Origin of the sequence: Halosimplex amylolyticum, assembly GCF_051414035.1 — an archaeon.
Lineage (GTDB): Archaea > Halobacteriota > Halobacteria > Halobacteriales > Haloarculaceae > Halosimplex > Halosimplex amylolyticum.
The window spans coordinates 1256311-1282922 of the sequence record NZ_JBLKNW010000001.1 but is presented as its reverse complement, the minus strand read 5'-3'; the positions used below and the strand labels follow the sequence as shown (position 1 = coordinate 1282922).

Annotated in this window: 29 protein-coding genes; 15 read left to right on the top strand and 14 right to left on the bottom strand. The window is 68.1% G+C overall.

What is annotated here, in order from left to right; all coding sequences use genetic code 11:
- Positions 1 to 49: 49 nt before the first annotated feature.
- Both ACMGFE_RS06145 and ACMGFE_RS06140 read right to left on the bottom strand, forming a co-directional pair.
- Complete coding sequence (locus ACMGFE_RS06145; protein ID WP_436924194.1) at positions 50 to 1096, bottom strand: phytoene/squalene synthase family protein; 1047 nt, start codon at positions 1094 to 1096, stop codon at positions 50 to 52.
- A 130-nt stretch (positions 1097 to 1226) separates the two neighbouring features.
- Positions 1227 to 2447, bottom strand: a complete 1221-nt coding sequence (locus ACMGFE_RS06140) for an FAD-dependent oxidoreductase (protein WP_436924193.1) — start codon at positions 2445 to 2447, stop codon at positions 1227 to 1229.
- 171 nt (positions 2448 to 2618) lie between these two features.
- Between ACMGFE_RS06140 and leuS the strand changes: the two genes are divergently transcribed.
- The 3 genes from leuS (at position 2619) to ACMGFE_RS06125 (ending at position 7590) form a co-directional block, all read left to right on the top strand.
- The gene (gene leuS, locus ACMGFE_RS06135) at positions 2619 to 5309 is read left to right on the top strand and encodes a leucine--tRNA ligase (RefSeq protein WP_436924192.1); all 2691 of its coding nucleotides are present in this window, start codon (positions 2619 to 2621) and stop codon (positions 5307 to 5309) included.
- A gap of 28 nt (positions 5310 to 5337) precedes the next feature.
- Positions 5338 to 6471 carry a CapA family protein gene (locus ACMGFE_RS06130; RefSeq protein ID WP_436924191.1) on the top strand — a complete coding sequence of 378 codons (1134 nt, stop codon included), beginning with the start codon at positions 5338 to 5340 and terminating at the stop codon, positions 6469 to 6471.
- 81 nt (positions 6472 to 6552) lie between these two features.
- Positions 6553 to 7590 (top strand): NAD(P)/FAD-dependent oxidoreductase, encoded by a 1038-nt coding sequence (locus ACMGFE_RS06125; protein ID WP_436924190.1) that lies wholly within the window; start codon positions 6553 to 6555, stop codon positions 7588 to 7590.
- A gap of 1 nt (position 7591) precedes the next feature.
- Here ACMGFE_RS06125 and ACMGFE_RS06120 read toward each other — a convergent pair whose 3' ends face one another.
- The 6 genes from ACMGFE_RS06120 to ACMGFE_RS06095 all read right to left on the bottom strand — a co-directional run bounded on the left by ACMGFE_RS06120 (position 7592) and on the right by ACMGFE_RS06095 (position 12000).
- A complete protein-coding gene (locus ACMGFE_RS06120; protein ID WP_436924189.1) occupies positions 7592 to 8233 on the bottom strand; it encodes a phosphoesterase in 642 nt (213 codons plus the stop codon).
- 82 nt (positions 8234 to 8315) lie between these two features.
- A complete protein-coding gene (locus ACMGFE_RS06115) occupies positions 8316 to 9161 on the bottom strand; it encodes a phosphatase PAP2 family protein (RefSeq protein ID WP_436924188.1) in 846 nt (281 codons plus the stop codon).
- Positions 9162 to 9247: 86 nt separating this feature from the next.
- A complete protein-coding gene (locus tag ACMGFE_RS06110) occupies positions 9248 to 9904 on the bottom strand; it encodes a DUF2238 domain-containing protein (protein ID WP_436924187.1) in 657 nt (218 codons plus the stop codon).
- The gene (locus tag ACMGFE_RS06105) at positions 9901 to 10488 is read right to left on the bottom strand and encodes a hypothetical protein (protein ID WP_436924186.1); all 588 of its coding nucleotides are present in this window, start codon (positions 10486 to 10488) and stop codon (positions 9901 to 9903) included. The genes ACMGFE_RS06110 and ACMGFE_RS06105 overlap by 4 nt, the downstream gene beginning before the upstream one ends.
- 45 nt (positions 10489 to 10533) lie before the next feature.
- On the bottom strand, positions 10534 to 11403 hold the full coding sequence (locus ACMGFE_RS06100) for a hypothetical protein (RefSeq protein WP_436924185.1): 870 nt from the start codon (positions 11401 to 11403) through the stop codon (positions 10534 to 10536).
- 120 nt (positions 11404 to 11523) lie between these two features.
- Positions 11524 to 12000 carry a hypothetical protein gene (locus ACMGFE_RS06095; protein WP_436924184.1) on the bottom strand — a complete coding sequence of 159 codons (477 nt, stop codon included), beginning with the start codon at positions 11998 to 12000 and terminating at the stop codon, positions 11524 to 11526.
- A 455-nt stretch (positions 12001 to 12455) separates the two neighbouring features.
- On the opposite strand from ACMGFE_RS06095, the gene ACMGFE_RS06090 reads away from it, so the two are divergent.
- Positions 12456 to 12608 (top strand): hypothetical protein, encoded by a 153-nt coding sequence (locus ACMGFE_RS06090; protein WP_436924183.1) that lies wholly within the window; start codon positions 12456 to 12458, stop codon positions 12606 to 12608.
- 146 nt (positions 12609 to 12754) lie between these two features.
- On the opposite strand, the gene ACMGFE_RS06085 is transcribed toward ACMGFE_RS06090, so the two are convergent.
- Complete coding sequence (locus tag ACMGFE_RS06085) at positions 12755 to 14104, bottom strand: TIGR00341 family protein (protein ID WP_436924182.1); 1350 nt, start codon at positions 14102 to 14104, stop codon at positions 12755 to 12757.
- A 148-nt stretch (positions 14105 to 14252) separates the two neighbouring features.
- Between ACMGFE_RS06085 and ACMGFE_RS06080 the strand changes: the two genes are divergently transcribed.
- From ACMGFE_RS06080 to ACMGFE_RS06065, 4 genes are all read left to right on the top strand, one after another.
- Entirely contained in the window at positions 14253 to 15260 is a 1008-nt protein-coding gene (locus tag ACMGFE_RS06080; RefSeq protein WP_436924181.1) for an aldo/keto reductase, read from the top strand.
- 71 nt (positions 15261 to 15331) lie between these two features.
- The gene (locus ACMGFE_RS06075) at positions 15332 to 15802 is read left to right on the top strand and encodes an FKBP-type peptidyl-prolyl cis-trans isomerase (protein WP_436924180.1); all 471 of its coding nucleotides are present in this window, start codon (positions 15332 to 15334) and stop codon (positions 15800 to 15802) included.
- A 148-nt stretch (positions 15803 to 15950) separates the two neighbouring features.
- Entirely contained in the window at positions 15951 to 16121 is a 171-nt protein-coding gene (locus tag ACMGFE_RS06070) for a DUF7837 family putative zinc-binding protein (protein WP_436924179.1), read from the top strand.
- Positions 16122 to 16126: 5 nt separating this feature from the next.
- Positions 16127 to 16267, top strand: coding sequence for a hypothetical protein (locus tag ACMGFE_RS06065; RefSeq protein ID WP_436924178.1), 141 nt, complete (start codon positions 16127 to 16129; stop codon positions 16265 to 16267).
- Between the two features lie 78 nt (positions 16268 to 16345).
- On the opposite strand, the gene ACMGFE_RS06060 is transcribed toward ACMGFE_RS06065, so the two are convergent.
- Entirely contained in the window at positions 16346 to 17350 is a 1005-nt protein-coding gene (locus tag ACMGFE_RS06060) for an NAD-dependent epimerase/dehydratase family protein (protein ID WP_436924177.1), read from the bottom strand.
- 123 nt (positions 17351 to 17473) lie between these two features.
- Here ACMGFE_RS06060 and ACMGFE_RS06055 point away from each other — a divergent pair, with 123 nt between their 5' ends.
- The 5 genes from ACMGFE_RS06055 to ACMGFE_RS06035 all read left to right on the top strand — a co-directional run bounded on the left by ACMGFE_RS06055 (position 17474) and on the right by ACMGFE_RS06035 (position 20524).
- Positions 17474 to 18226: a sugar phosphate isomerase/epimerase family protein gene (locus tag ACMGFE_RS06055; protein WP_436924176.1), complete on the top strand. Its 753-nt coding sequence runs from the start codon at positions 17474 to 17476 to the stop codon at positions 18224 to 18226.
- Positions 18227 to 18400: 174 nt separating this feature from the next.
- Positions 18401 to 18682 carry a hypothetical protein gene (locus ACMGFE_RS06050; RefSeq protein WP_436924175.1) on the top strand — a complete coding sequence of 94 codons (282 nt, stop codon included), beginning with the start codon at positions 18401 to 18403 and terminating at the stop codon, positions 18680 to 18682.
- A 111-nt stretch (positions 18683 to 18793) separates the two neighbouring features.
- The gene (locus tag ACMGFE_RS06045) at positions 18794 to 19123 is read left to right on the top strand and encodes a ribbon-helix-helix protein (protein WP_436924174.1); all 330 of its coding nucleotides are present in this window, start codon (positions 18794 to 18796) and stop codon (positions 19121 to 19123) included.
- Positions 19124 to 19556: 433 nt separating this feature from the next.
- On the top strand, positions 19557 to 19955 hold the full coding sequence (locus ACMGFE_RS06040; RefSeq protein WP_436924173.1) for a response regulator: 399 nt from the start codon (positions 19557 to 19559) through the stop codon (positions 19953 to 19955).
- A gap of 242 nt (positions 19956 to 20197) precedes the next feature.
- Positions 20198 to 20524, top strand: a complete 327-nt coding sequence (locus ACMGFE_RS06035) for a HalOD1 output domain-containing protein (RefSeq protein WP_436925152.1) — start codon at positions 20198 to 20200, stop codon at positions 20522 to 20524.
- Between the two features lie 282 nt (positions 20525 to 20806).
- Here the strand turns inward: ACMGFE_RS06035 and ACMGFE_RS06030 are convergent, their stop codons facing one another.
- The 3 genes from ACMGFE_RS06030 to ACMGFE_RS06020 all read right to left on the bottom strand — a co-directional run bounded on the left by ACMGFE_RS06030 (position 20807) and on the right by ACMGFE_RS06020 (position 24009).
- On the bottom strand, positions 20807 to 21109 hold the full coding sequence (locus ACMGFE_RS06030) for a hypothetical protein (RefSeq protein ID WP_436924172.1): 303 nt from the start codon (positions 21107 to 21109) through the stop codon (positions 20807 to 20809).
- Between the two features lie 165 nt (positions 21110 to 21274).
- Entirely contained in the window at positions 21275 to 22612 is a 1338-nt protein-coding gene (locus ACMGFE_RS06025; RefSeq protein ID WP_436924171.1) for an aminotransferase class III-fold pyridoxal phosphate-dependent enzyme, read from the bottom strand.
- 125 nt (positions 22613 to 22737) lie between these two features.
- Positions 22738 to 24009, bottom strand: a complete 1272-nt coding sequence (locus ACMGFE_RS06020) for an MgtC/SapB family protein (RefSeq protein WP_436924170.1) — start codon at positions 24007 to 24009, stop codon at positions 22738 to 22740.
- 138 nt (positions 24010 to 24147) lie between these two features.
- Between ACMGFE_RS06020 and ACMGFE_RS06015 the strand changes: the two genes are divergently transcribed.
- The gene (locus ACMGFE_RS06015; RefSeq protein ID WP_436924169.1) at positions 24148 to 25476 is read left to right on the top strand and encodes an AI-2E family transporter; all 1329 of its coding nucleotides are present in this window, start codon (positions 24148 to 24150) and stop codon (positions 25474 to 25476) included.
- Between the two features lie 81 nt (positions 25477 to 25557).
- Here ACMGFE_RS06015 and ACMGFE_RS06010 read toward each other — a convergent pair whose 3' ends face one another.
- Positions 25558 to 25833, bottom strand: coding sequence for a PadR family transcriptional regulator (locus tag ACMGFE_RS06010; RefSeq protein ID WP_436924168.1), 276 nt, complete (start codon positions 25831 to 25833; stop codon positions 25558 to 25560).
- Positions 25834 to 26088: 255 nt separating this feature from the next.
- On the opposite strand from ACMGFE_RS06010, the gene ACMGFE_RS06005 reads away from it, so the two are divergent.
- Positions 26089 to 26361 carry an amphi-Trp domain-containing protein gene (locus ACMGFE_RS06005; RefSeq protein ID WP_436924167.1) on the top strand — a complete coding sequence of 91 codons (273 nt, stop codon included), beginning with the start codon at positions 26089 to 26091 and terminating at the stop codon, positions 26359 to 26361.
- Positions 26362 to 26612: the final 251 nt, after the last annotated feature.

Sequence of the window (26612 nt, the reverse complement as noted above, 5' to 3'; positions counted from 1 at the left end):
AGGTACCGACGAGTCCGACTAATCCGTTGCGATGTCCGAAACGGGGCTGTCAGTACTCGTCGAGGGGACGCTGGCGAATCTTCGAGCGGAGTTCCGCGAGCGAGGGGTCCTCCTCGCGGGCGAAGGTGGCGAAGATCGTGGTAACCTCCGAGCGCGACACCTTGACGTTGCCCTCCTCGATCACGTCCTCGGGGCGCTCCTCGAGTTCGCGGATGGTCCCGACGGCGAGCAGGAAGGGGATGGCCCACGCCGAGAGGGTGTTGCCGCGGATCTCTGGCATCGCCTCGAGCCACGTCTGGGCGCCGTCGAGGTACCCTTCGGCGCGGTCGACCACCCGGCGGATGACGGGGACGAACGCTTCGCTGTTGTCCTCGTCGGGGATGTCCGCGGTGTCGAGTTCCTCCGCGTCGAGCAACTCCTGGGGGATGTAGACGTTGTTCTCCTCCTCGAAGTCCGTGGCGACGTCCTTCGAGACGTTCACCAGCTGGAGGAGCATCGCGAACGAGCGGGCGTTGTTCTGGAGGGTCTCGCGGACGGAGTCGTCGACGTTGCGCGAGAGCAGGCCGGTGACGAGCGTCCCCACGGTCCCGGCGGCGTACCAGCAGTACTCTTCGAGTTCGCCGAACGTCTGGAGGCGCAGGCCGCCCTGCTCGGCGTAGCGCTCGACGAACATCGCCATCCCGCTGACGAGTTCGCGAACCGGCGGGCGGATAGCCGCCCGCGAGTCCTCGTCGAGCCCCTCGAACGTTCGAAACACCCGCTCGCACTCGGCGACCACTTCCCAGTCGTCGTTCGAGTCGGCCGGGATCCACTCGTCGATGGCCCTCCGGAACGCCTCGATCGTCTCGTCGTCGTCCGGATCCAGTACCCTGTTGTACTGGTCCAGGAGGGCGCGCTGCTCTGTCGGGGGGATATGCCCAGCGTCCTCGATCGTATCAGCGATACGACAGAGGAGGTATCCGACACAGATGTCGCGCGACATCGGCTCGTCGAGCTCCGCAACCGTCAGGGCGAACGTGCGTGAGACGTCTTCGACGGCCTCGTAACAGTAGTCGAGGTCGTCCTGAAACACCTGTTCGGTCTGGTTTCGTGACATTCCCGATACAGTCCCTTAACCCTTCCACAAGTAAAAAGTTCGCCTACTGGCCGCGCCGCGCGATTTCCCGGGACCGGGCTCCGGTCCGGTGGTTCCTGTCTCCGTTCCGGCAGTTCCCGTTCCCGTGCCGTCACTCGCCGACCACGTCGCTGTCCGACGGGCCGGGACCGCCCAGTTCGGCCACGAGCTCGTCGAGGCGGTCCGGGTCCTCGGCACCGGGCAGCACCGCCTCGGCGGTCCGACAGGGTTCGTCGACGCCGAGACGGTCGGAGACTTCGTCCGCCGCCGCCTCGGCCATCAGCCGATAGGTCGTCAGTTTCCCGCCGACGACCGAGAGGAAGTTCTCGACGCCCTCCTCGGCGTGGTCGATCAGGAAGAACCCCCGCGAGATGCCGCGGCCGCCGCGTTCGGCCTCGTCGGGTTCGTACAGCGGCCGCACGCCCCACCACTCGCGCACCTGCGCCGCGTCGCCGACGGATGGGTACATCGCGGCGCACTCCTCGCGCACGCGCTCGCGCTCCCAGTCGGCCCGTTCGAACTCGTCGGGGTCGTCGACGGTCACGCTCGTCGTCCCCAGCACCGCCTCGCGCTCGTGCGGGACGATGATGTCGCCGTCGCCCGGTTCGCGACTCCGGTTGAGCACCGTTCCCAGGCCCGCGTGGTCCACGGAGACCATCAGCCCGCGGGTCGGCCGCATCTCGACGGTCGCGCCGGCCATCGCCGCGAGTTCGCCCGCCCACGCGCCGGTCGCGTTGACGACGACCTCCGGGCGGATCGTCTCGTCGACCCCACCGCCTACGGCGACCCCGACGACCTCGTTGCCGTCCACCTGCACGCCCTCGACGGGCGCGTTCGAGTGGACGACCGCACCCTGTTTTGCCGCGGCGTCGACGTTTGCCGCGACGAGACGAGAGGGGGAAACGACGGCGTCGGGAACCCGCATCGCGCGTTCGACGTCCTCGGACAGCCCGGGGACGACCGCTCGCGCGTCGTCGCCGTCGACCACGTCGGCGGGGATTCCGACGTCCTCGCAGGCGCGCCGCTTGGCGTCGAAGTATGCGGGGTCGTCCTCGGCTAACTGGACGAACAGGCCACCGGTCTCGCGGACGCACGCGCCGGCGATCTCCGTGAGTATCCGGTTCTCCGCGATGCACTCCTCGGCGCCGGTCTCGTCGGCCCCGGCGTAGCGCGCGCCGCTGTGGAGCAACCCGTGCGAGCGTGCCGTCGTCCCGTGAGCGAGGCCGTCCCGGTCGACGAGGGCCACGTCACAGCCCCGGAGCGCGAGGTCCCGGGCGGTCCCGGCGCCGGTCGCGCCGCCGCCGACCACGAGGACGTCCGTTTCGAGTGCCATGTCCGGCCTTCGGCCCGGAGACGTATGTGGGTGCTGACGACGGCGTCCCCGGCCGGAACGACGGCGGAGACGACGATGCGACAGCGCGTGAAGCGGGGTCAGTCACCCGTCACCGCCCCGCCGCGGCCAGAACAATGATTACCACGGCCGACGCAGGTCAGCCAACGGTCGATGACACGGTACAATCACGCGAGGGTGCAGGAGTACTGGCAGTACGTGTGGGACGCGGAAGGCGTCTACGAGGTGCCCGACGACGCCCAGGACCCCACCTACGTCCTCGGGATGTTCCCCTACACCTCCGGCACGCTCCACATGGGCCACGTCCGCAACTACGCGATCACGGACGCCTACGCCCGCTACCGCGCGCTGCGGGGCGACGACGTCCTCCAGCCGATGGGCTGGGACGCGTTCGGCCTCCCCGCCGAGAACGCCGCCTACGAGCGGAACACGGACCCGGAGTCGTGGACCCGCTCGTGCATCGAGCAGATGCGCGAGGAGCTCGAGACCATGGGCTTCGGCTACGACTGGTCCCGCGAGATCACCACCTGCGACCCCGAGTACTACCGCTGGAACCAGTGGCTGTTCAAGCGGTTCCACGAGGAGGACCTGGTCGAGTACACCGGCGCGCGAGTCAACTGGTGTCCCGACTGCGAGACGGTGCTCGCCGACGCGCAGGTCGAACAGCCGGCGGCGCCGGACGAGCCCGCCGACGCCGACGGCGGCGCGGTCGACCACGCCCACGCCGCGGGGGTCTGCTGGCGCTGCGAGACGCCCGTCGAGCGCCGGGAACTCGACCAGTGGTTCTTCACGATCACCGACTACGCCGAGGAACTCGACGCCGGGCTCGACGACCTCGACGGGTGGCCGGACAGCGTCCGCGACATCCAGCGCAACTGGATCGGTCGCCAGGAGGGCGCGCACGTCACGTTCGACGTCGACGACCCCGAGGGCGACGTCGGGGTCGAGGGCGTCGACGTGTTCACGACGCGACTCGACACCGTCTACGGCGCGACGTTCGTCGCGCTCTCGCCGGGCCACGACCTGGCGAGAGCCGTCGCCGATCGCGACGACGACGTGGCCGAGTACGTCGACGACGTGACCAGCGCGGGCGCGGAGGCGAGGGGGACCAGCGGCGTCGACACCGGACTCACCGCGACCCACCCGATCACCGGCGAGGAGTTGCCAGTCTACGTCGCCGCGTACGTCCTCGACGACGTGGGGACCGGGGCCGTGATGGGCGTTCCCGCGCACAACGAGCGCGACCACGCCTTCGCGCGGGCCAACGACCTCCCCGTCGAGCAGGTCGTCGAACCCGTCGACGGCAGCCCGACCGACCTGCCCGACGCGCCGTACACCGACGACGGGATGCTCACCGGCAGCGGCGAGTACGACGGCCTCGCCAGTTCCGCGGCCCGCGAGCGACTGCTCGGCGCCGACGGCGTCAAGTCGGCCACCGAGTACCGCCTTCGCGACTGGCTCATCTCCCGCCAGCGCTACTGGGGTACCCCGATCCCGATGATCCACTGCGACGACTGCGGCAGGGTGCCGGTCCCCGACGAGGACCTGCCCGTCGAACTCCCGCCGTACGTCCGCACCGCGGGCAACCCCCTCGAAGAGAGCGAGGAGTGGAAGTCCGTCGAGTGCCCCGACTGCGGCGGCCCCGCAGAGCGCGAGACGGACACGATGGACACCTTCGTCGACTCCTCGTGGTACTTCCTGCGGTTCCTCTCACCGGACCTGGACACCGCGCCGTTCGACACCGACCGCGCCAACGACTGGCTCCCGGTCGACGTGTACGTCGGCGGCGAGGAGCACGCCATCCTCCACCTGCTGTACATCCGCTTTTTCACCCGCGCGCTGGCCGACCTGGGCCTGCTCGACACCCGCGAACCCGTCGAGCGCCTGATTAACCAGGGCACGGTGCTGTACGACGGCGAGAAGATGTCCTCCTCGAAGGGCAACGCCATCGCGCCCCACGAGTACGGCGCGGAGACGACTCGCCTGTTCCTGCTCTCGGCGGCCCACCCGGCGCAGGACTTCGAGTGGACCGTCAAGTCCGTCGGCGACGTGTACGACTTCCAGCAGCGCCTGTTCTCGATGGTCGCCGACCGCGACGAGGTGGCGACGCGCGAGGAGCGGGCGCCACAGGACGACTACCTCCAGCGGGAGATCGACCGCACGATCACCGCCGTCGCCGAGGAGTACGAGCGGTTCCGCTTCCACCAGGTCGTCAGCGAGACGCAGGGCTTCGCCCGCCTCCTTCGCCGGTACCGCGAGTACGGCCCGGTCGACGAGGCGACCTACCGCCGTGGGCTGCGCGCGCTGACCCGCTTCGTCGCGCCGCTGGCGCCGTACCTCGGCGAGGAGCTGTGGAACCTCCTCGACACCGAGGGGATGGTCGTCGAGGCCGACTGGCCCGCGGTCCGCGACCCCGTCGAGGACTATGGGCTCGAACGGCGCCTCGTCGAGACGACGCTCGACGACGTGCGCGACATCACCGAGGTCGTCGACATCACCGAGCCAGAGACGATCGAGATCGTCGCCGCCGAGCCCTGGAAGTACCGCGCCTACGAACACGTCCGCGCGGCCGATCCGGGCGACGCCGTCGTCGGATCGGCGCTGGACGACGACGAGATCGGTGACCACGGCGACCGCGCCGCCGAGTACCTCGGCGACCTGGCCGCACGCGCGGGGGCGCTCGAACCGGTGCTCGACGCCGAGCGCGAACTCGCCGTGCTCGAGGAGGCGGCGTGGCTGTTCGCCGACGAGTTCGGGGCCGAGGTCGAGGTGCGCCGCGCCGGCGCCGACGACGACCTCGCGGCCAAGGCAGAGCCGTCGAAGCCCGCGATCCACATCGACTGATGCGCTCGATCGACGGGGCCGGGTGACGATGGCGCCGACCCGGCGGGCGGTCCTGGCTGCGGCCGCGGGGGGCGTCGCCGGCGCGGCCGCGCTCGGCGGGGCCGTCCGCCGTCGGACGCGCCGTACGGTCCCTCCGACCGTTTCCGGCGACGGCGACGCGCGGATCGGCTTCGTCGGCGACGTGATGCTCGGCCGGAACGTGAACGATCGCTGGTCCGGCGGGGCCGACTCCCAGTCGGACGCCGATCCGGCCGGCGTCTGGGGGTCGACTCTCGATTCCCTCCAGTCGCTCGACGGGCTCTTTCTGAACCTGGAGGGCTGTCTCTCGACTCGCGGCGAGCGCCGGCCCGACCGGACCTACTACTTCCGGGCGGATCCAGCGTGGGCGATCCCCGCGCTCGACGCGGCCGGAACTGCGTACGCCTCGCTCGCGAACAACCACCTCCTCGACTACGGCCCGGTCGCGCTCGGCGACACCGTCGACCACCTCACGGACGCCGGTATCGCCCACGCCGGTGCAGGGAACGACCGCGCGGCGGCGACCGAACCCGCGGTCGCGACCGTCGGCGACCTCGACGTGGGCGTCGTCGCGTTCACCGACCAGTCCCGCTCGTACGGGGCCGGTCCCGGCAGGCCCGGGACTGCCTGGACGCCGCTGGACCCCCGAAATCCCGTGACCCGCGAGCGCGTCGGCGGTGCCCTCCGGCAGGTCAGCCGGCGCGACCCCGACCTGGTCGTCGCCTCGCTCCACTGGGGACCGAACTGGGAGGTCCGCCCGTCAGGGACCCAGCGGCGGTTCGCCCGCTGGCTGGTCGACGCCGGCGTCGACGTGGTCCACGGCCACAGCGCCCACGTGATCCAGGGCGTCGAGGTGTACCGCGGCCGTCCTATCGTCTACGACGCCGGCGACTACGTCGACGATTACGTGATCAAGCCCGACCTCCACAACGACCGGAGCGTCCGCGTCGAACTCGCGATCGAAGACGGACGCCTCGACCGCCTGCACGTCGCACCGGTCGAGATCGTCGACGAGCGGGTCGAGACTGCGGCCGGCGACGTGGCGGCGTGGGTCCGCGACCGGATGCGGACGCTCTCCGAAGCGTTCGGGACGACCGTCGAACGCGACGGCCGCGGACTGTCGATCCCGCTGGCGACCGACTGAGCGGGAGGGCGTGCCGAACCCCGAGGGCGGAACCTGTCGTGAGATGCGACCCGTTTTGTCGGACGAGGCCGAACGGCCGCCATGACACGGATCGGAGTCGTCGGCGCGGGCGCGGCGGCCGCGGCCGCGACGTACGTCGTCGACAGCGCGCTCCCGTCGGCCGAGGTCACCGTGCTGGAGAAATCGCACGGCGTCTGCGGTCGCGCGGCGACGCGCCGCCGGGGCGACGTGACCTACGACTACGGCGCGAACTACGTCACGAGCGACGACGAGCGGGTCGTCGAGTTGCTCACCGAGACGCTCGATTCCGATGGCCTCGTCGAGGTGACCGAGCCGATACACACCTTCGACGCCGACGGCAACGTCTCCGAGGGCCGGGACGCCGACGGCCGCAAGTGGACGTATCGCGCGGGCCTGACGCAGATCGCGAAGCGCCTCCTGGGCGAGACGGACGCCGCGGTCCACACCGAGACGCGCGTCGAGACGCTCGTCCGCGACGACGAGCGGTGGCGCGTGGTCGACGCCGACGGCGGTGAGTGGGGGCCGTTCGACGCGCTCCTCCTGAACCCGCCCGCGCCGCAGTCGGCCGAGTTGGTCCGCGACGCGGAATGGGACTCGCCAGCGCGGACTGCACTCGCCGACGCGACCGAGGAGGTTCCCTATCGGACGGTCTGGACGGGAGTCCTGGGCTACGAGTTCGAACTCGACCGGCCGTACTACGCGCTGATCAACCCCGACGGGGGGCACGACGTCGGCTGGTTCGCCCGCGAGGAGTGCAAGGAGGGGCACGTCCCGGACGGCCAGTCGGCGCTCGTCGCGCAGGCAAGCCCCCGGTGGTCGGTCGAGCACTACGACGAGGACCCGACCGAGAACGTCGCCGAACTCGCCGAACTTGCCGCGGACGTCCTCGGCGACGGACGGCTCGCGGACCCGGACTGGACCGACCACCAGGGGTGGCGCTACGCCCTCCCCGACGAGGGGGTCCGCAATGGCGCCGTCGACGACGCCGCGGGGGAGGACCTCTACGCGGTCGGCGACTGGGTCGCGGGAGAGGCTCGCCTCCACGCGGCGCTCCGAAACGGGCTGGACACCGGCGAGCGGATCGCTCACTCGCTGTGAGTCAGGAGGGCGTCGACCCGCTGGACCGCTCGGCCCGCGGTCGCGTGCGGAGGTAGTAGAGGCTGAGAGTTATCACCGCCGCGACGACGAACCCGGCGATCGACTGGCCCCACGTGTGCGCGTTCACGGCAACGCGATTCGGAACCATCAACACCGGGATCGCGAGCAGCGGAAGGTATCGCCAGTCGAGCAGCGCGAGGTACAGAAGCGGCATCAGCGCGATGAGGACGTGGCCGGAGATGTCCCAGAACGGCGAGAGGAGCGCGTAGGGGACGATCACGACGGCCAGCGTCACCATCGCGTCCGGGACGACGGCGCCCCAGTCGTAGCGCTTCCAGAGGTACCACGTCGTCCCGGCGGCGATCAGCACGCCGCTCGCGACCATCTCGTCGAGCTGCCAGCTGCTCCCCCCGAGGGCCGAGGAGAGCCCGCTCCGCCCCACCAGGAAGAACGCGGCCGTCGGGACGAACGCGAGGACGCCCGCCGCGATGAAGGCGCCGAGGCGCGGCCAGAGCGCCGACCGGTCGGCCGACTGCTCGCGCCACTCGTAGTGGATCAGTAGCAGGATGCCGAGCGCGAGGACGGTGCTCGGGTGGAAGACGTACGGGTACAGCTCGTTCGCTCGCTGGAGCGCCCCAGGCACGTCCGGACGTAGGGCGTCGAGACGGATAGGCGGACGGGCGGCAGACTCCGGGCCGCCCGATCCACAGCGGCTCCGCGCGGCGTCAGGCCGGTTCGGCGCCGTCGGTCCGGTCGAACGCGCCCGCCGCGACCGGTGCGCCGATCAGCCCGGCGCCGAGGGCGGCCGAGGCCGCGAAGATGACGACCGGGGGCGGCACGAGTTCGATGGCGACGTACCCCAGTCCCGCCAGAACCGGCAGCACGCCGACGACGAGGGCCGCACGGGCGGGCGTCCCCTCGACGGTCGACCCCGGCCCCGTCGCTTCCCAGACGGCAGCGGCGCCGACGGCCGCGCCGAAGAGCGTGATGCCGTCGGTGCTGAAGTCGCTGACGAGGAGCGCGACGGTCGCGACCACGACTGCGAGTGCGAGTCCCGCCCGCGGGTCGTCGTCGGTCAGCCCGAACGCGACGACGAGGAAGCCGACACCGAAGACGATCCCGGCGAAGACGTCCCGGACGAAGTGGACGCCGAGGACGACCCGGGAGAGAGCGATCAGGCCGACGAGCACGGCGACGGCACCGAACCGCACGTAGTCCGGAAACCGGTCGTGGACGGCGGCGAGCGCCCCGTAACCGATGGTCGCACCGGTCGCGTGCCCGCTCGGGAAGCTGAATCCGTCGATCGGGATCACGTTCACCTCCGCCGGCGGGCGCGGGACCGCGAAGAAGTACTTGAGCGCGGTTATCAGCGCCATCCCGCCGATGACGATGCCGATGGCGTGGGCGCCGCGCTCGCGGTCGACGAACCAGTAGTCGAGCGTGAACACGACGAGGAAGACGCCGACGTTGCCCAGGCGAGTGACCCCGAGGAAGAAGGGCACCATCCACTCCGGCACGACCGCGCGGACGGCGTCCCCGAGCGTCTGCATGACGAGGAAGGTCCCGGACATCGTGGGGGGTTGGGGCTTGCGACACTTGGACGTGGCGTCGACATTCGCGGGGACCGACGCCGACCGGTGGCCCGGCGCGCCGTCGGTCAGTCGCCGAAGACGCCACGGGCGAAGGCCGCCGCCATCCCGTCGAAGTACCCGGTGCCCCACAGCGCGACGGCGGCGGCCGCGATCGTGTTGAACGTGAGATCGGCGACGATGTCGGTGACGCCGTACTGGACGAGCACCTCGGTGCCGGTCAGCGTCGCCCCGACCGCGCCGGCGGAGAACTCCCCGATCTCCCAGAGGACGCCGAAGGCCATCACGATCGCGAGCGTGAAGGCGAACCGGAACTCCCCGGGGAACTGCGCGCGTTCCGAGCTCTCGTCGACCGCCTCGACTACCGCGTAGCCGACGCCGGCGACGAAGGCACCGGAGACGGCGTGGGCGACCTGGTCGTAGAACGCCAGGAGTCCGGACTGCTGGTCGTACGGGCCGAGGAACCCGCCCACGTGTATCGCCGCCGCGACGGCGATCCACAGCGAGAGCCGCGGGTCGAACGCGTGGTCGTACCGCCAGGCGAGCAGCGCCGGAACGAGCGTGACGCCCAGCGCGAGGACGCCGTTGACGGCCACGCCGACCCGCCCGCCGATAGCCCCGTACGCTGTCATGGCGACGATGACGAGTTGCAACAGCCTCGTCCCGACGGACGGCAGGCTGCCGACGGTCGGCAGGCGCTCGGTGAACCCGGTGCGGGACGTCACCGGAGGTCCCTCCAGCGGGTGCGCTCGATCCCGTGTCCGGGGCTCACTCGGCGGACGTACACCTCGAAGACGACCCCGGCGACCACCCCGATCGCCGTCGCGAGGATCAGTTCCCACATGAGCGGCGTCTGGTCCGGGAGCAGGTCGGTCCCGAACGCCGCGTCGTAGGCGTACCGGACGACGACCCAGAGGCCGGCCACGGCCATCGTGAGGACGACGACGAACCCGACCGCGAAGTCCGGCGTCATCTCCACGTCGGTGAACGCGTCGAGTTCGACGGCCAGCAGGAGCGCCAGCGCGGCGACGACGACGTAGGCGGCCCACTCCGGGCCGACGCCGACGGACGGCGCGGCGACCGGAACGGCCGCCACGGCGAGCGCTTCCCAGGCGACCATCTCCTTCGGGTCGCGGGCGAGCACTGGGGGCACGAGCGCGGCGAACGCGGTCACCGCCGCGACGCCGACCCATCGCTCTGCGCCGGTGAGCGCGCGCTCGACGGCGACGAGGGCGAGGCCGACGACGATCAGCCACCCGACCACCGCGTTCGTCCCCTCGTAGTCGAGGAGGTCAGACGGTGTTCGCATCGTAAAGTGTGACTCGGGCGTCGATCGATGGCCCTTCGAGCGCCATCAGTACTCCGAGTGGGTCCCGTCCGTCTCCCGGCCGTCGTCGGGACCGTACGCTTCGCGGTTCACCTGCCGGTGTTCGTCGCGCTCGGGCGGGGCGAGGTGCCGCCGGTGCCATCGGGTCAGGAGGTCCTCGGTGTCGGCGACCCACGCGGTCTCGCCTGGTTCGACGTCGAGCGCGAGGTCGTACTCCCGTTCGTCGACGAGGTCCGCGTCGCCGGCACGAGACTCCTCCCGTGGTTCTTCAGCGACGAGGTACCGCTCCTCGACGTGCACGTCGACCCGGTCCGCGGCGTCGTCGGCCCTGACGCCGAACTCCCGTTCGAGGACGTGGACCCGGTCGGTCTCGTCCGCGAAGGTGTGCGATCCCCAGAAGGCGGCGTCGACGTCGGAGGACTCCGCGACGTTGCGCCGCTGGAACTCGGTGAACTCGTGGTCGAACCCGGGCGGGAGCAGGTGGCCCGACGTCGGGCGGTCGGCGTCGTGTTCGGGGGTATCGAGGTGTTCGCGGGCGAACGAGGACAGCCAGTGCCAGTCGTGGTCCTCGCCGATGTCGACGAGGTGGTCGCCCAGCGACTCCTCCTCGTCGACGGCGCGCTCGTCCTCGTCGACGACGATCCGGTCGGCGACCGCGTCGTATCGCCCGCGGTGGACCGTCTCCTCCTGGGGCGCGTAGAGATACGGGTTTCCGCCGACGCCTGGGCCGCCGACGCCGACCCATTCGACGTCCTCCAGGCGTTCGTTCTCCGCGTCACCCGGGGTCTCGCGCTCGACCGTCAGGTCGTCGTCGGCGTCGTATCGCCGGACGGGCCAGTTGTCGAACCGCGGGTCCGTCACCGGTTCGGACTCCGCGTCGTGGTCTGGGTCGGGCATAGCGTCCCGTACGGCGTTCGCGGGCAAAGGAAAGAGCCGCCTACGGACGCCGAACGGCGATGAGAGCGTCGTCGGAGCGGGTATTTCGGCCTTACCGACGCGGCGTGGCGGACGCCACGCTCAGACCGTGCCGTCGGTCGTCGTCTCGGCCGTCGGGACCTCGACGGTGGAGTCCTCGGCCGTCGACTGGACGGCGCGGTCGGCGTACCACAGCACCGAGAAGTCCTGCGGGCTCGGCAGCGCGCAGGCCATCCAGCCGAGCACGGCGAAGCGCGCGATCCCCTCGGTCGCGAACGGGTCGGCGACGACGCCCGCCGGGACGAGCGCGAGCGGCGCGACCAGTGCCAGCGGCATCATCGCGGAGACGCGGAGCAGCCAGGCCGGCGTCTCCGTGCCGGGCCGCGGCCGCACGGCCGCCCACTTCCCGCGCAGTCCGGCCTGCAGGAGTCCACCGTCCTTCCCGGGGAACCAGTCGATCACGTGCGGGACGCTTGCCGCGCGCAGCACGGCCGCGTGGGCCAGTTCGTGCGCGACGAGGCCGACGCTGACGGCGACGGCGAGCGCCACGATCGCGGCGAGAATCTCGATAGGCGTCATCTACTTCGCGTACGTTAGTCTTACCCGACCGGCTGGTAGTTATCAATCTGTCGGTCGGGGTCGATCCGTCGTCTGCCACGTAGGCCGACGGCCGGTAATCCCCGATGACCCGGCGTCGGCGCGACAGCCGGCCGGTCCCGCCGGGAGAACGGCCCGGGAAGCGTTCCGAGACCTCGGCACGCTGGAAGAAAGCGGGCCGAGCACCTGGCAGACGTCGCAGCCTCGCTCGACGAGTCCGGCCGCGCTCGACGGGTTCGACCCTACCGTGTCCCGCCCGCTGTATACGCACGATCACATCGGATACAGGATCGAACTCGTGACTGACGGGAGTGCTTTTCCCGATACCCGTCCGACGCCAGCGTCGAGTGATCGCCCGACCGACGTTCACTGCGTCGGCCCGCCTTCCTGGCTATCGCAAGTCGGCGCCTTTTGCGGGTGAGGCGCGTATCGAACCCATGGCAGAAGACGAGTCCGACGACGAGCAAGGGGACCAGGAGGAGAACCAGTACGGCGGCGGCGACCAGGACATCGACGCCGTCGAACAGACGGAGATGATGACCGACGAGGACGAGGAAGACGACGAAGACGACGAAGACGACGACGAGTAACAACGAGTCCGACCGGCGAAACAACGGGTCCGGCCGGCGACCGACGGGCCGCTCGGTCGTCCCGGCGATCGCCGGTCGGCGCCGGCCGGAGACGGGGTACCGGCCAGGCACGGTCCTCGTCGAAGGGCAGCCAACGAGGTGACCGATTATCCCCGTTCGACCGCGGCCGCGAGCGAACTACTGCTGCCCGTCTCGTTCGCCCGGTTCTCGTTGTCACCCGAGGTGACGAAGTCGACGTACCGAACCCGGACAGTGACGTTCTCGCCGGTCCGCTCGGTTATCCGTCGATCGAGGACTCCCGGGAGGTCGGGGTACGACTGTTCGTTCGTCCGGCTCAACGCGATAGTCACGGTCGACGGGTCGCCGAACGGACCGACCGTCGTGTACTCCGTCGACACCTGCGTGATCCCCAGGTTCTCGTACTCGGACTGCTGCAGGACCTCGGTCGCGGCGTCGTTGACCGTCCGCTCGAAGGAGGTGTGTCCGTAGGAGCCGATACCGACCGCGACGACGATGGCGACGACGACGAGCGCCGTCCCGCCGACGACGAGCGCCTCTCGGCCGCCCGGGACGGCGAAGAGCCCCTCGTCCACCTCGTCGGGGCGGTAACCGAGATACCGGAGCATCAGGTAGCCGCCGACGTTGACCGCGATCATCGTGAGGACGAGCAGGGTGAGCGAACCGACAGCGGTGATAGCCCGCCCCCAGGCGACGCCGATACCGGTGACCGCGGCCACCGGAATCAGTGCGGCGGCGATCATGACGCCGACGATCGACACCGAGCCCTTCGTCGCGAGCCCGTAGGCGCCCGCGGCGCCCGCGGCGAGCCCGATGACCACCGAGAGGATGCTCGGTGCGACCCGACCGGCCACGAGTTCCATCGACGTGATGTCGAGCGTCGTGGGGACGGCGAAGAACTGTTTGACGAGCAGGCTGAACAGCGACGCCGCGACCACGGCGGTCCCGAGTCCGATGAGCTGCTGGTGGACGCTGTCGAGGACCATCGCGCGGTCGTCGCGGACCGCGCCGACGCTCGCGGTCAGCATCGGACTGACGATGGGCGCGATGATCATCGAGCCCACGACGACGGCCGGCGAGCCGACGAGCAACCCGGAGACGGCGACGACGGCGCTCAGGACCATCATCCAGAGGTACGACCGCGTGTTCAGCCGCATGTCTTTGGACTTCGAGCGCAGCGTGTTCGGCGAGATCTTGTTCGGCGTCTTCGCCCACTGTTCCTGCACGTCGTCGATGCGCTCGAACTCCGCGAATTCGGTGGCGAGAGACACCGTGTACGTGCTCCTGTCGTATCCCTCCGCTTCCAGGTCGTTGAGGACGTGTTCCACCGCGTCCGCGGGCGTGACGAACGTGACGAGGTCGTGACCCTCCTTCGCGCCGTCGTCCTCGCCGATCGTGTACCCGAAGTCGTACTCGTCGAGGACGCCGACCACCCCCGAACGCTGGTCCGGAGGGACCGACAACTGGACTAACCGCATACCGCCGATAGGGCCAGTACGCGGAAAAGACTGGCCCGCTCAGGGTCAAGGGTGCCCAATTCATCCGCGCTCGCGCACCCCGGCTCGCGGCCGGCACGAGCGCCCGGACTGAACAACGACTAAGCACCCGGAATCCGTGTGTCCCCGCATGGAGTACAGACGACTCGGCGAGACAGGACTGCAGGTCTCACCCATCTGTTTCGGGACGTGGCGATTCGGCAAGGAAAGCGACGGCGTGGTCGAGACCGATCGCGAGGACGCGCACGAACTCCTCGACGCCTACGCAGAACGCGGGGGCAACTTCATCGACACGGCCAACGGCTACGGCGGCGGCGACTCCGAGCGCTGGATCGGCGATTGGCTGGAAGACGAGGACCGCGAGGACTACGTGATCGCCTCGAAGTGCTTCTGGTCCACAGTGTCGCGGTTCCAGGAGAACCTCTCGAAGAAGAACGTCAAAGCGGAGGTCGAGGGCTCGCTCGACCGCCTCGGGACCGACTACCTCGACGTCCTCTACCTGCACCGCTTCGACGACGAGACGCCCATCGAACACACGTTGCGGGCCGTGGACGACCTCGTCAGCGAGGGGAAGGTCCACTACGTCGGCATCTCGACGTGTGACGCCTGGAAGCTCACGAAGGGGCTCTGGAAGGCCGACGTGAACAACTACGAGGCCTTCTCGGTCACCCAGCCGCTCTTCCACGCCGCCTACTACGAGGACGTGCGCGAGTACCTCGACGTCTGTGCGGACCAGAACCTCGCGGTCTGCCCGTACTCGCCGCTGGCCGGCGGGTTCCTCACCGGCAAGTACGAACGCGTCGGCGACGGGACCTACGACCTGGACGTCGACGAGGGGACGCGCGCGGACCTCGACCCGATGTTCGAGGACTGGTACGTCTCCGAGCGCGGCTGGCACGTCCTCGACGCGGTGCGCGAGGTGGCCGACGAGGTCCACGCCTCGCCCGCACAGGTGGCGCTCCGGTGGCTCATCGACCAGCCGGACTTCGACTGCGTGCCGATCGTCGGCGCGCGGACCGTCGACCAGCTCGACGAGAACATGGCCGCCGTGGACGTGTCCATCTCCGACGAGCAGTTCGACCGCATCTTCGAGGCTCGCTACGACGAGGACGGATCGCTCTACCAGACCAACGCCTGAAACCCGCGGTTCCGGCCGAATCCGCCGCTCCGAGACCGCACGCTTATCCGTGTGCCGGCGATTCGACCTGTATGGCTATTTCCACCGGCGACACGGTCACCATCGAGTACACCGGACGACTGGACGACGGCGAGGTCTTCGACACGTCGCTTGAATCGGTCGCGACAGAGGAAGGGCTCGCGGACGACCAGCCCGAACGCGACTATCAGCCGCTGACAGTCGAGATCGGCGCGGGCCGCATCATCGAGGGGCTCGAAGACGCCCTCGTCGGCATGGAGACCGGCGACGAGGACACCGTCACCATCGAACCCGAACAGGCCTACGGCGAGCGCACCGACGACCGCGTCGTCGAGTACGACACCGACGAGTTCACGGAGATGCTCGGCGGTCGCGACCCCGTCGAGGGCATGGAGATCCAGACCGAACAGGGGATGCCGGGCCGGGTCGCCGAGGCCGGCGAGGAGACGGTCCGCGTCGACTTCAACCACGAACTCGCCGGCGAGACGCTCGAGTTCGAGGTCGAGGTCGTCTCCGTCGAGTGAATTCGCGCCACGTCGTCTGACCCCGATGCCGATCGCGGGACGGCGACGGCCGGCTCGGTCGCGCCCACCCCGTATAGAACGCATAAAGCACGGCATTCCTCGCGTTATACGGGACATAACAACGAGGTAAGGTGTCCTCTCGGAAGACATGTCCGGGACAGACGAAGGGGGGATCCAGGACCAACCGCTCGGTCGGTGTCCGAGCTGCGGGGAGATGATACCCGCGGCGAACCTCCTCATCCGCTACGAGTCCGAGGGGAACTGGCCGAAACTGTTCGCCGAGTGCTCGGCGTGCGACGACCCGGTCCATCCGGAGTGATCGAGATGGGGCTCATCGCTTCACTCGTTCCCGACCGCGACACGGTCGTCGTCGAGTGCCGCCGCTGCGGCACTACCGTCGACCGCGGCACTTCCGTCTGTTCGGTCTGTGACTCCGAGGACATCGCCGAGTACACGATCAACTGATCGCCCAACCGAGCGACGATCCGCCCGTCCCGGCTGACGCCCACCGTCTCTCCCACTTGATCCGACGATCTCGTCGACTCACTCACGGAGCGCAGCCGCGAACGAGTCCGTCGACTCCCGCCAGGCCGCGATAATCTCGTCGTCGTTCTCGCTGTCCCATTCGTCGATTGCCTCGCGCCGTTCGAGGTCGTCGATCGTCCGCTCGACGCCCTCGCGGAAGGATATCGTGTACTCGAAGCCCAGATCCCGTTTCGCCTTCCCGTTGTCGAACACCGTCGAGTACTGGAAGTGGTCGACCAGCGGACCGGTCCGGTCCGGCACCGCCTCGACGAGTCGCTCGGTGGGAATATAGACCATCTCCGGGTCGGGCGCGTCCATCGCGTCGGCGACGTACTCGTGGTACTGGTTCCAGGAGATGACCTCCTCGCTGGTGACGTGATACGCCTCGCCGTAGGCCGTCTCGGTACCGATGGCACCGACGAACGCGCCGGCCACGTCGTCGCGATGGCACGGCCCCCACAGCGTGGCGCCGTCCCCGTGGACGATGATCGGTTCCCCTTTCCGGACCCGGTCGAGGTAGTAGGTCCCCCAGCCCATCGTGTGGATGACGGGCCCGCCCTCGCCGTAGGTGCTCCACGGCCGGATCACCGTCGTCTGGAACGCGTCGCCGTGGGCGTCCATGAACACGTCCTCGCACTCGGCCTTGTCCGCGCCGTAGTCGCTGACCGGTGGCTGCCTGGCGGCGTCCTCCGTGGCGGGGTTTCGGTCCAGCGGTCGGTGGTAGACGTCGACGGTCGAGCAGAAGACGAACTGCTCGACGCCGGCGAATGCCTCGACGGCGCGATCGGCCTGTTCCGGCGAGAAACAGACCATGTCGATCACGACCTCCGGGTCCACTTCGTCTGCAACCTCGACGAGTCGATCGTCGTCGTCTCGGTCGCCGTGGACGTGCGACACCGCCTCGGGCAGGTCGGCGTCGGTCTCGCCGCGGTGGAACGCGGTCACGTCGTGGCCGGCCTCGACCGCCTGTCTGGCGATGCCGGTGCTGATCAGCCCCGTCCCGCCGATGATGAGGACGTTCATGGGCGAGGGAGGGTCACCACCCGGATAAAACGTCGCCCCCCGGAAGCCCGCGCCGGGAGGTGTGGTCTCGGTCGGTCCCCCTCCGTCCGAACGCTTTTGCCCCCGTCGCGCTTCAGCACGTCCATGTCTCGCGACTACGATATCGGCGTCCAGAGCGTCGTCTTCAAGGACTTCTCGCTCGCCGAGTTGCTCGACGAACTCGACGACGCGCCGGTGACCCACCTGGAACTCTGGGGCCATCACCTCTCGCCCGAGCACGACGAGCCGACGGTCGCCGCGGGACTCGACGCCGTCGAAGCGTCCGACGTGTCCGTCTGCGGCTACGGCGTCGTCGACCTCGAAACGCCCGACGAGGCGCGCGAGCACTTCCGGTTCGCCGACCGACTCGGCGCGAGCTACGTCACCGTCAACTACCCGCCGGCCGCGGACGCGATCACCGAGGAACTGGTCGACCTCGCCGACGAGTTCGGCCTCGACGTCGGTATCCACAACTACTCGTCGGTCCACCACGACGACCTCTCGCGGGTCTTCTCGACCATCGACGACGCCCGCTCGGTGCTGGACCGCTACGAGCACGACCGTCTCGGGCTGTGCATCGACACCGGCCACTTCCTCGTCGAGGACGTCGTCCCCGAGGACGTGGTCCGCGACCTGGGCGACCGGATCAACAGCTGCCACCTCAAGGACACCTCCGAGGCGGAGATCGAGGACGTCCCCGGCGCCGGCCAACTCGACGTCGCCTCGTTCGTCGGCCTCCTGGACGAGCACGCCGACCTCGACGCGCCGCTGGTCGTCGAGTACGAACTCCCGCAAGACCGTGCGCCCGACGCCCTCCGGGAGGCCGTCGCCACTGTTCGAGACGCGCTCGACGAGTGATTCGCCGTCCGCCGTCCCGCGAGGCCCGCTCGACGACCGTTCCGCGAAGCCCGCTCGACGACCGTTCCACCGGCCACCCCCCGACCGCAGTCCCGCGATTAAATCTGCGAAACTCGGCCAAAAACGGACTCACGGAGACGCTGATTTACGGTGGTCGCTCCCGCAGGGCGAGCCATGGCTGCGCCCGAACAGGTCCCCGACGACCTCCCCGTCGCCCGTACCGCCATCGAAGCCGACGAAGAGGCCACCGACGCCCTCATCCGTGCGGCTAAACGCGCCCACGTCGACCTCGACGGCCCCGACTCCCGTCTCTACGACCAGACCGACGCGGGCGCGCTCGACGCGCTCGCGGCTCACCACCGCTCGCGTGAGGACACCGGCGACTTCGTCTTCGTCGCGACCCTCTGGGAACGCACGTTCGTCGTCACGCCGGAGGCCGTCCAGGTGTATCCCTGACGGCGCATCGGTGGCTCGACGCCCCCGGCGGTCTCACGCCGGCCTCGTCGGCCTCACGGCCACCGCGGGCGGAACGTAAGGTGTTTGCGAGCGCCCCGCCCACTCCGTGGTATGAGCCTCGACGACCTGCAAGACCGCGTCCAGTCCGAGTACGGCGACCTCGACGAGGAACTGTCCGTCGACACCGACCGCGAGACCCGCAACGAACTCGCCATGCTGCTGGCCGCCTTCGACACCGACGACCCCGACGAACTCGTCCGCCGCGGTGTCCACCTGCTGTTCCAGTCCGCCGTCGAGACCGGCAACCTCGACTTCCACCTCCGCAGCGAGTACGATGTCACCTACGACGAGTACCTCTCCGGCATGACCTTCGACGAGATGACCGGCGCCGACCAGTTCCCCCAGTCCGGCGACCCCGACGACCGCCGGTATCAGTTCTAGACAATCGTTTTCTCCGGGTAGTGTCCTCGCTCACTGCGTTCGCTGCCGGCACCCCCGTCTGCTTACCGGCGGCGGGAGACGGCTTTGCCGCCTCCATCGAAGCGGTTGCACCGTCTCGCAGCGCCCGTTCGCGTGGTCCGAGGGACCGACGGTCCCTCGCTACCCCCAAATCACGGTCTCGGCGAGGGGAGCGAGGCTCGGAAGTCGCAGTCCGCGTGGTGAGCGAAGCGAACGAGCGGAACCGTCCTCCGGTGGTGAAAACGGCCGGACGACTCACTCACCTCGTTCGCTCGCGTCCGGTGAACCGCGTCTCGCTTCGCCCGGTACGGATGCTCAGTGCAGATCAGATAGATACAATTCTGTTACCGGCTACCCTGCCACCCGAGAGTATCTGACGCAACCCTTATTTTTAGCTGGATCCTGCGATTACAAGATGGAATGCCCAAACACTTTTGACGATATTCTTTTAGTGGAGGATAATCCGGGGGACGTTCGGCTAACCAAAGAGATGCTGAAAGAGACCAATCTTGATCCCACTGTCCACGTCGTCGCTGATGGGGCAGAAGCGCTAAAATTCCTCAATCAGAAAGGCGAGTATTTTGACGCGCCTTGGCCAGACGTCATCTTTCTCGATCTGCATCTTTCTCGAATGGACGGAGAGGAGGTTTTAGCGGAGATGGAGGAGGAAATGAGAGAGATTCCGATAATCGCTATCTCAGGATCTCAACAAGGCGCCGCCCTCAAGCTAGATGATCTCGAAGACGAAGTAGATGCCTGCCTCGAGAAGCCGATTCAGCCAGACGAGTTTGAAGAACTGGCACGCTCTCTGTAAGCTCGTCTATCGGCCTACAGAGGCAGTGAGGGATTGGAACTGTGGAGCCGATACCGGGTCCGAAGCTCGAACTGAGCGGGTGACCCTCCGAGTAGTCGGCTGAAATTTCCGTCCGGTTCTCCTCGCAGAGTCGGATCTGCTCAGTACAGACCACGTAGTGACCGAAACACCTCTCCAACCACCATCTTGCTAAGGATTCTCATGGAAGATTCAAGTAACAGCGTATAGTGAAGAAACGTGTGATGGACAACACTGCTTGCTGTCACTGCACGCCAGTGGTCGGAACTCGGTTCGACGGCGATCGCGAGCGGGCACCATCAACGGCCGTCATCGAAGCGGTTGCAGCCGCTGAAGGTGTGGCCCCCACAGAACTGGACCCAATTTACGACGCGATCGATCCAGAAGCGATTGACAGGCTTCTCGCGGACCAGAACGACGCGTCGACATGCGTTCGGTTCGCTATCAATGGGTGGACTGTCTTTGTTCGTGGAGACGGTGCCCTCCGGGTGTGCGATCCTGATAAGCAAACTGACCCAGTGTCAGTATTTAACAAGTCACTTGCCGATTAATCCACCCGTCCACTGAGCAGTTGATTCAGCAAGTATCTCCCTGAAATTAGTGTCCGCTTGTCATCCCAGTGTCGGATCTGCTCGGTACGGGTCAATGATTGCCCAATGCAGCCTCTCCTTGGTACAGGACGTAGAGTAAACAGACGATCACACCGAGCACCACCAGTATCACTCCAGGATCATCGGATCCCGAATCTGTTCCTTCCATCTGCGAGGGGGGTGAAGCAGCGCCACCGCCACCTCCGTCGCTTCCGCCGCCGAGACCGCCCATAACCGGACCATTCAGTTTCGCATCAAAGGTCCTCTGGGGCCGTAGTCCATTGTCGTTCGCTGTGGATTGACCGATAGTTCGAATGCCAGCGAGACGACGAGCGAGCCGCCGCCGACCGCGAGCAGCCCCGCCTGCCACCTGCGCTCGGGGGCGAACCAGATGCCGACACCCGAGCCGACCACGAGCGAGAGCGCGGAGAAGCCGGCGTAGAACCACGGGTTCGAGCGCAGTCCGCCCTGGCCCGACTGTAACGTGACGAATCCTGTGAAGCCGAACGCGCCGACGTCCTGTGCCCGACAGGCGGCCGATATCACGGTTGCACGTCTCTCTCGACGGGGATATCTACTCGGCCGCTACTCGCGGTAATTGCTGGTATCACCGAAGTCCTGACGTGTCGGAACCCTCGATAAACGCGCGTCTGCGTCGGTCAGGACACGTGCGCGACGGCACTCGTCAGGCCGCATCTGCGACCGCACTCGTCAGGAAACGTCCGCGATCGCGTCGGTCAGCAGGTCGACGCCGAGGTCGATCTCCCGTTCGGTCACGTCCATCGGCGGGAGGACCCGGAGCACGTCGTGGCCGCATCCGAGCGTCAGGAGCCCGCGCTGCATCGCCGCCTCTTGCACGTCGTCACGGCGCTCCTTCGTATCGAACTCGACGGCGAGCATGAGGCCCTTGCCGCGCACGTCGACGACCGGGTCGAGATCGGCGTCGCGCATCGACTCCGTGAACTGCCGACCGCGGACGACGGCGTTGTCCATGAGGTCGTAGTCGTCGATGACGTCGAGCGTGAGCGCCCCCTGCAGCGCGGCGACGATGTCACCACCGCCCCACGTCGAGGAGAGGCGGCTCTTCTGCTCCGGGAACACCTCCTCGCGGGAGATGGTCGCCCCGACGCGCAGGCCCTTGGCGCTCGCGATGACGTCAGGTTCGAACGGGTAGTGGTCCGAGGCCCAGAACTCGCCGGTCCGCCCGACGCCGGACTGGATCTCGTCGGCCACGAGCGTCAGGTCGTGTTCGTCGCACAGATCGGCGATCTCCTCCGCGAAGGCGTCGCTGGGGAAGCGATACCCGCCCTCGCCCTGCACCGGTTCGATGATCAGGTACGCGACGTCGGCGGGATCGATCGCGCCGCGCTGGGGGTGCAGCAGTTTCCGGAGCTGTGACCCCTCGCCGGTGAAGAAGCCGCACGTGCAGGACTGCGCGTCGCAGGCGCGGTCGTCGCAGAAGGGCACGCCGTGGATCTTCGATATTTCGGGGAACCCGCGGCGGTAGACGGACTTCGACCGATTGAGCGAGAGCGCGCCGAGGGTGCGCCCGTGGAAGCCGCCGCGGAACGTGATGCCGTAGTCGGCGCCCGTGTGGTCGTAGGATATCTTGATCGCGTTCTCGACGGCCTCGGCGCCGCTGTTCGAGAGGAAGACGGTGTCCATTCCGTACTGCGCGCTCCGGTCGGTCAGCCGGTCCATGAGGTCGGCGGGCGTGGGGAACGGGTGGTCGTCCAGATCGCCGCTGGCGACGTAGAAGTCCTGGCCGGCGATCTTCAGCGGGTCGACGAGGTCGAACTCCTCCATGCGCTCCATCAGCTTCGGGTTGTCGTACCCCAGCGGCGCGGCGGCGACGTGGCTGGTGAAGTCCATGAGGACGTTGCCGTCGACGTCGGTGCAGAACGGACCCTCGGCCGGTTCGGTGTAGTCCCACACGAAGTCGTAGACGTACGTGCTCGTGGCGGCCGACTCGTGGTGATAGTCGACCCACTCGCGCGCTCGCTCGCCCGGCAGCGACGTCACTGTCGGTTCGGCCGTGTCCCGGTTCATGTCGGGACGAGGGGCAGTTACCAGTTAAAGGATGTGACTATCGCGGGCGGACCCTCCTCGGGTCTCCACGTTTGTCGCGCACAACTGGACGAGCGTGGGTCCGGTTCGTCGACGCGCGGCCAGGTTCACATCGTCGCGACGGCGGTCACGACGCTGGCGGCGACGAGGAGGACCGTGCTGGTCGTCGCCGTCTTGACGGCGAACTCGCGGCTGGGGCCTGCGAACGTCAGACCGGCCTTGACGAGGATGCTGGATGCGGTGGCGAGCAGGATGGCGAAGACGGCGGCGTCCGCGGAGAGGCCGCCGCCGCGATAGAGGATCACCGCCGAGGTGGTCGCGCCGGCGCTGGAGACCAGTCCGGTGAGCGCCGCCGTGACGTAGAACCCGAGGCGACCGAACTGCGCGGCCGCGAGGCCGCCCGCGACGACGACGAGCAGGAACAGGCCACCGAACCCGAGGACCTTGCGTAGCGAGAACGGGCTCTCCAGGTCCATCTCGAGGTTCTCGGACCAGTCGGCGGTGACGGCGGCGATGGCGAAACTCCCGAGGACGACGCCGCCGAGCGGGACGATCGCCCCGAGGAGCAGCCCCGTCTCGAAGGTGAACAGCAGGGCGATAGTGAGGTTGCGGGCGGCCATCGCCGCGTCGGCGAGCAGGATGGCCGCGACCGCGTAGGAGCTGACCGCCGGCCGCTGCTCGACGTGGTCGAGCATCGCGCCGACCACCGCCGTCGAGGACGCCAGCCCGCCGAAGAATCCCGTCACGGCGATGCCGCGGCTGCCGTAGGTCTGGACGATGGCGTAGTTGACGATACCGATCGCGGCGACGGTGACGACCATCAGCCAGATGACGCGCGGTTCGACCTCCACGATCAGGTTCCCGGCCCCCACGTCGTAGCTCCGGGCGGGCAACAGCGGGTAGATGACGAACGCGAGGATCGCGAACTCCGCAGCCGATCGCAGCTCCGTCCGGGTCATCCCCCAGGCGAACGAGTGGAGCTCCCGCTTGAGCACGAGCAACAGCGCCGAGAAGACGGTGACGGTCACCGCTTCGAGGGTGAAGCCGGAGGCGACGAGCGTGCCGACGCCGTAGGCGACGAGCATCGACATCGACGTCGTCAGCGAGAGGCCCTCCTCCTCGCCGTCGATGAGGCCGCGGACCGCCAGGAGCGTCCCCTGGACGATGACGAGGACGCCGCCGACGACCACCAGCGGGACCGACCCCAGCACGGTGAACGCCGCGCCGAGGATGCCGATGAGCGAGAACGTTCGCACGCCGGCCGACTTGTGTGACCACTCGCGCTCCAGTCCCAGGAACAGCCCCAGGACGCCGGCGAGCGTTATCTGGAGCACCTCGGTATCCAGCGGGATCGACGCGAACTGCGCGACTCCGTACACTCCCCCAGGTAGACGGCTGACGCTAATAAATATCGGGCCGATAACCCCGATCGAGACCCCCAGTTCGCCCCCGGACAGGCCGGTCGCAGGTGCCGTCGCTACCGGCATTTATGGATCACCCGGGTGATAGCGCTGACGATGGTCGAGTTCGAGTTCAATCCGAACTGGGGGCGGATCGGCTGGGTCACGCTCGGTGCGGTCCTCGGGATCGTGGTCCTGTGGGTGTTCTACTCGTTCGTCGGTACCTTCGTGTTCGCGCTGTTCATCTACTACTCGACCCGACGGGTCAACGGGCACATCCGCGACCGCGTCGGCCAGCGGTCGGTCTCGGCGGCCCTGGCGCTGATCGCGCTCGCGCTTCCCGCCGTGTTGCTCTTGCTCTACGCGACGGCTATCGGCGCACAGGAGCTCCAGGAGTTCGCCGGCACCACCGACCTGGACCGCTACATCGAGATCGCCGGCCCGTACGTCAACGTGACAGAGGCCGTCGAGAACCCGCGCGACGTCTTCGAGGGCGCGGGTGGGATGGACCTGATCCAGACGGCGCTGAACCGGGGCACCAGCTACCTGGGATTACTCGCGACCGGGCTGCTCCACCTGTTCATCATGTTCGCGGTCGCGTTCTACCTGCTCCGCGACGACCACAAACTGGCCGACTGGGTGGCCAACTTCGACGGGGACGGCCCGACCGTGTTCGAGGAGTTCGCCCGCGAGGTCGACGACAGCCTGGAACTGATCTTCGCCGGCAACATCCTCAACGCCATCGTCACGGCGACGGTCGGCGCCATCACGTACAGCATTTTGAACATCTTCGCACCGCCCGAAGTCGCCATCCCCTACGCCGCGCTCGTCGGTCTACTCACCGGCATCGCGAGCCTGATCCCGGTCGTCGGGATGAAACTCGTCTACGTCCCGATGACCGGCTACCTCGCGGCCACGGCCTTCTCCGAGGGGTCGGGCTGGGGCTTCGTCGTCGCCTTCGCGGCCATCTCGTTCGTCATCGTCGACGTCATCCCGGACCTGCTCGTCCGCCCGTACGTCACCGGCGGGACCCTCCACACGGGCAGCGTCATGTTCGCGTACATCCTCGGGTCGCTCCTGTTCGGCTGGTACGGGCTGTTCCTCGGCCCGATGGTCCTCGTCTTCGTCACGCACTTCGCCAAAGTCGTCGTCCCGGAACTGTTCGGGATGAACGACGACGACGGGGCGCAACCAGCCCCATCGACGGCGGATCGGAGCGCAGCCGAGACGCCCCCCGACGGCGTCGACGAAGAGACCGCGGCGTCGGCCGCTGCCGCGGAAGGCGATCCGGTCGCAGATCGGCCTTCGGACGGGGACCGCGATTCCGTCCCGGACAGCGATCGTTCGGCCGATTCGGCTCCGGACGGAACGACTCACGACCGAGACGGCGGAGGAACAGGTGAAAGCGACGACGGGGAGCCCACGGGCGGTTCGCGGACGGACTGACCGGCAGACCGCTCCCCCGTGCGGTCGACCCGTGAGCGCGTGTCCGCGAACGGGCTCGAGATCGTCGAGCGTGCGGCCCGGTCAGAGGTCGACGTACTGCGCTTCCCAGTCGCGGCGCGCTTCGATCTCGCGGCGGCCGCGGCGAGTCAGACTGTAGAAATTCGTCCGCCGGTCGCGCTGGCCCTTCTCGACGAGCCCCTTGTCGACGAGCGTGTCCAGATTCGGATAGAGACGGCCGTGGTGGATCTCCTTCTCGTAGTACTCCTCGAGTTCCTCCTTGATCGCGAGCCCGTGTGGCTCCTCTTTCCCAGCGATGACGTACAGCAGGTCTCGCTGGAATCCTGTCAGGTCGTACATCGGTAATGTCCGTGTGAACGTTACTGTCGGATATGCATAAATATGTCGACTGATGATCCGGATACATCTCCGAACGTCGGGATTAGTCCGCTGTTACTCCCCATTGGATAGGTAAATCGGTTGATGATATCGGAGTAACGCTCGTATTCGCTCGGTTTCAGGTATCGACTTCGAAACGTTCTGGCGGGCCCGATTCCGCAACGGTCCGCGTCGGCGTTCGATGACACTTATCCCCTCGGCGAGCGTAGTGTCCCTATGCCCGAAGAAGTCATCTTCGAGGACGAGCGGAACCTGACCCGGACCGACGTGGCGTCGTACCTCAGAACCGTCGCCGACCGACTGGACGCCGGCGACTCGCTGACGCTCGAGACCGGTTCCGATTCGGTCACCGTCGACGTCCCCCGCGACGTCGAGTTCGAAGTGAAAGTCGAACGCGAGGGGCCGACGGGCGGTCCCGGCGAGCTGGGCCTCGAACTCGAACTCGAGTGGGACGAGGACGCCACCGACGACTCCCTCTCGATCCAGTAGCGTCCGCGCACTTCCACGCGTCGACGAGATAGCACGCCCCCGTCCGCCCTGCGGCGACAGTACCACTGGACGAGGTCCGTCCATCCGTGAGCGTTCTCACCGCGTGCCTACCGCTCGCAGAGACGATCACAGTAACGTGGGGTTACTCTGCAAATGGGTGACGGCACCACCGCTGTTCGTTCGTAGTTCCGGAAAGGAATGGAAAGCGAACGCGTGGGTGAAAAACCCACGCGAACGCTTGCCGCCCTGAA

Excerpts from the sequence above, each read along its gene's own strand:
- ACMGFE_RS06145 (WP_436924194.1), bottom strand. The coding sequence starts at position 1,096 with ATGTCACGAAACCAGACCGAACAGGTGTTTCAGGACGACCTCGACTAC.
- ACMGFE_RS06140 (WP_436924193.1), bottom strand. The coding sequence starts at position 2,447 with ATGGCACTCGAAACGGACGTCCTCGTGGTCGGCGGCGGCGCGACCGGC.
- leuS (WP_436924192.1), top strand. The coding sequence starts at position 2,619 with ATGACACGGTACAATCACGCGAGGGTGCAGGAGTACTGGCAGTACGTG.
- ACMGFE_RS06130 (WP_436924191.1), top strand. The coding sequence starts at position 5,338 with ATGGCGCCGACCCGGCGGGCGGTCCTGGCTGCGGCCGCGGGGGGCGTC.
- ACMGFE_RS06125 (WP_436924190.1), top strand. The coding sequence starts at position 6,553 with ATGACACGGATCGGAGTCGTCGGCGCGGGCGCGGCGGCCGCGGCCGCG.
- ACMGFE_RS06115 (WP_436924188.1), bottom strand. The coding sequence starts at position 9,161 with ATGTCCGGGACCTTCCTCGTCATGCAGACGCTCGGGGACGCCGTCCGC.
- ACMGFE_RS06105 (WP_436924186.1), bottom strand. The coding sequence starts at position 10,488 with ATGCGAACACCGTCTGACCTCCTCGACTACGAGGGGACGAACGCGGTG.
- ACMGFE_RS06100 (WP_436924185.1), bottom strand. The coding sequence starts at position 11,403 with ATGCCCGACCCAGACCACGACGCGGAGTCCGAACCGGTGACGGACCCG.
- ACMGFE_RS06095 (WP_436924184.1), bottom strand. The coding sequence starts at position 12,000 with ATGACGCCTATCGAGATTCTCGCCGCGATCGTGGCGCTCGCCGTCGCC.
- ACMGFE_RS06090 (WP_436924183.1), top strand. The coding sequence starts at position 12,456 with ATGGCAGAAGACGAGTCCGACGACGAGCAAGGGGACCAGGAGGAGAAC.
- ACMGFE_RS06085 (WP_436924182.1), bottom strand. The coding sequence starts at position 14,104 with ATGCGGTTAGTCCAGTTGTCGGTCCCTCCGGACCAGCGTTCGGGGGTG.
- ACMGFE_RS06080 (WP_436924181.1), top strand. The coding sequence starts at position 14,253 with ATGGAGTACAGACGACTCGGCGAGACAGGACTGCAGGTCTCACCCATC.
- ACMGFE_RS06075 (WP_436924180.1), top strand. The coding sequence starts at position 15,332 with ATGGCTATTTCCACCGGCGACACGGTCACCATCGAGTACACCGGACGA.
- ACMGFE_RS06070 (WP_436924179.1), top strand. The coding sequence starts at position 15,951 with ATGTCCGGGACAGACGAAGGGGGGATCCAGGACCAACCGCTCGGTCGG.
- ACMGFE_RS06065 (WP_436924178.1), top strand. The coding sequence starts at position 16,127 with ATGGGGCTCATCGCTTCACTCGTTCCCGACCGCGACACGGTCGTCGTC.
- ACMGFE_RS06060 (WP_436924177.1), bottom strand. The coding sequence starts at position 17,350 with ATGAACGTCCTCATCATCGGCGGGACGGGGCTGATCAGCACCGGCATC.
- ACMGFE_RS06055 (WP_436924176.1), top strand. The coding sequence starts at position 17,474 with ATGTCTCGCGACTACGATATCGGCGTCCAGAGCGTCGTCTTCAAGGAC.
- ACMGFE_RS06050 (WP_436924175.1), top strand. The coding sequence starts at position 18,401 with ATGGCTGCGCCCGAACAGGTCCCCGACGACCTCCCCGTCGCCCGTACC.
- ACMGFE_RS06045 (WP_436924174.1), top strand. The coding sequence starts at position 18,794 with ATGAGCCTCGACGACCTGCAAGACCGCGTCCAGTCCGAGTACGGCGAC.
- ACMGFE_RS06040 (WP_436924173.1), top strand. The coding sequence starts at position 19,557 with ATGGAATGCCCAAACACTTTTGACGATATTCTTTTAGTGGAGGATAAT.
- ACMGFE_RS06035 (WP_436925152.1), top strand. The coding sequence starts at position 20,198 with ATGGACAACACTGCTTGCTGTCACTGCACGCCAGTGGTCGGAACTCGG.
- ACMGFE_RS06025 (WP_436924171.1), bottom strand. The coding sequence starts at position 22,612 with ATGAACCGGGACACGGCCGAACCGACAGTGACGTCGCTGCCGGGCGAG.
- ACMGFE_RS06015 (WP_436924169.1), top strand. The coding sequence starts at position 24,148 with ATGGTCGAGTTCGAGTTCAATCCGAACTGGGGGCGGATCGGCTGGGTC.
- ACMGFE_RS06010 (WP_436924168.1), bottom strand. The coding sequence starts at position 25,833 with ATGTACGACCTGACAGGATTCCAGCGAGACCTGCTGTACGTCATCGCT.
- ACMGFE_RS06005 (WP_436924167.1), top strand. The coding sequence starts at position 26,089 with ATGCCCGAAGAAGTCATCTTCGAGGACGAGCGGAACCTGACCCGGACC.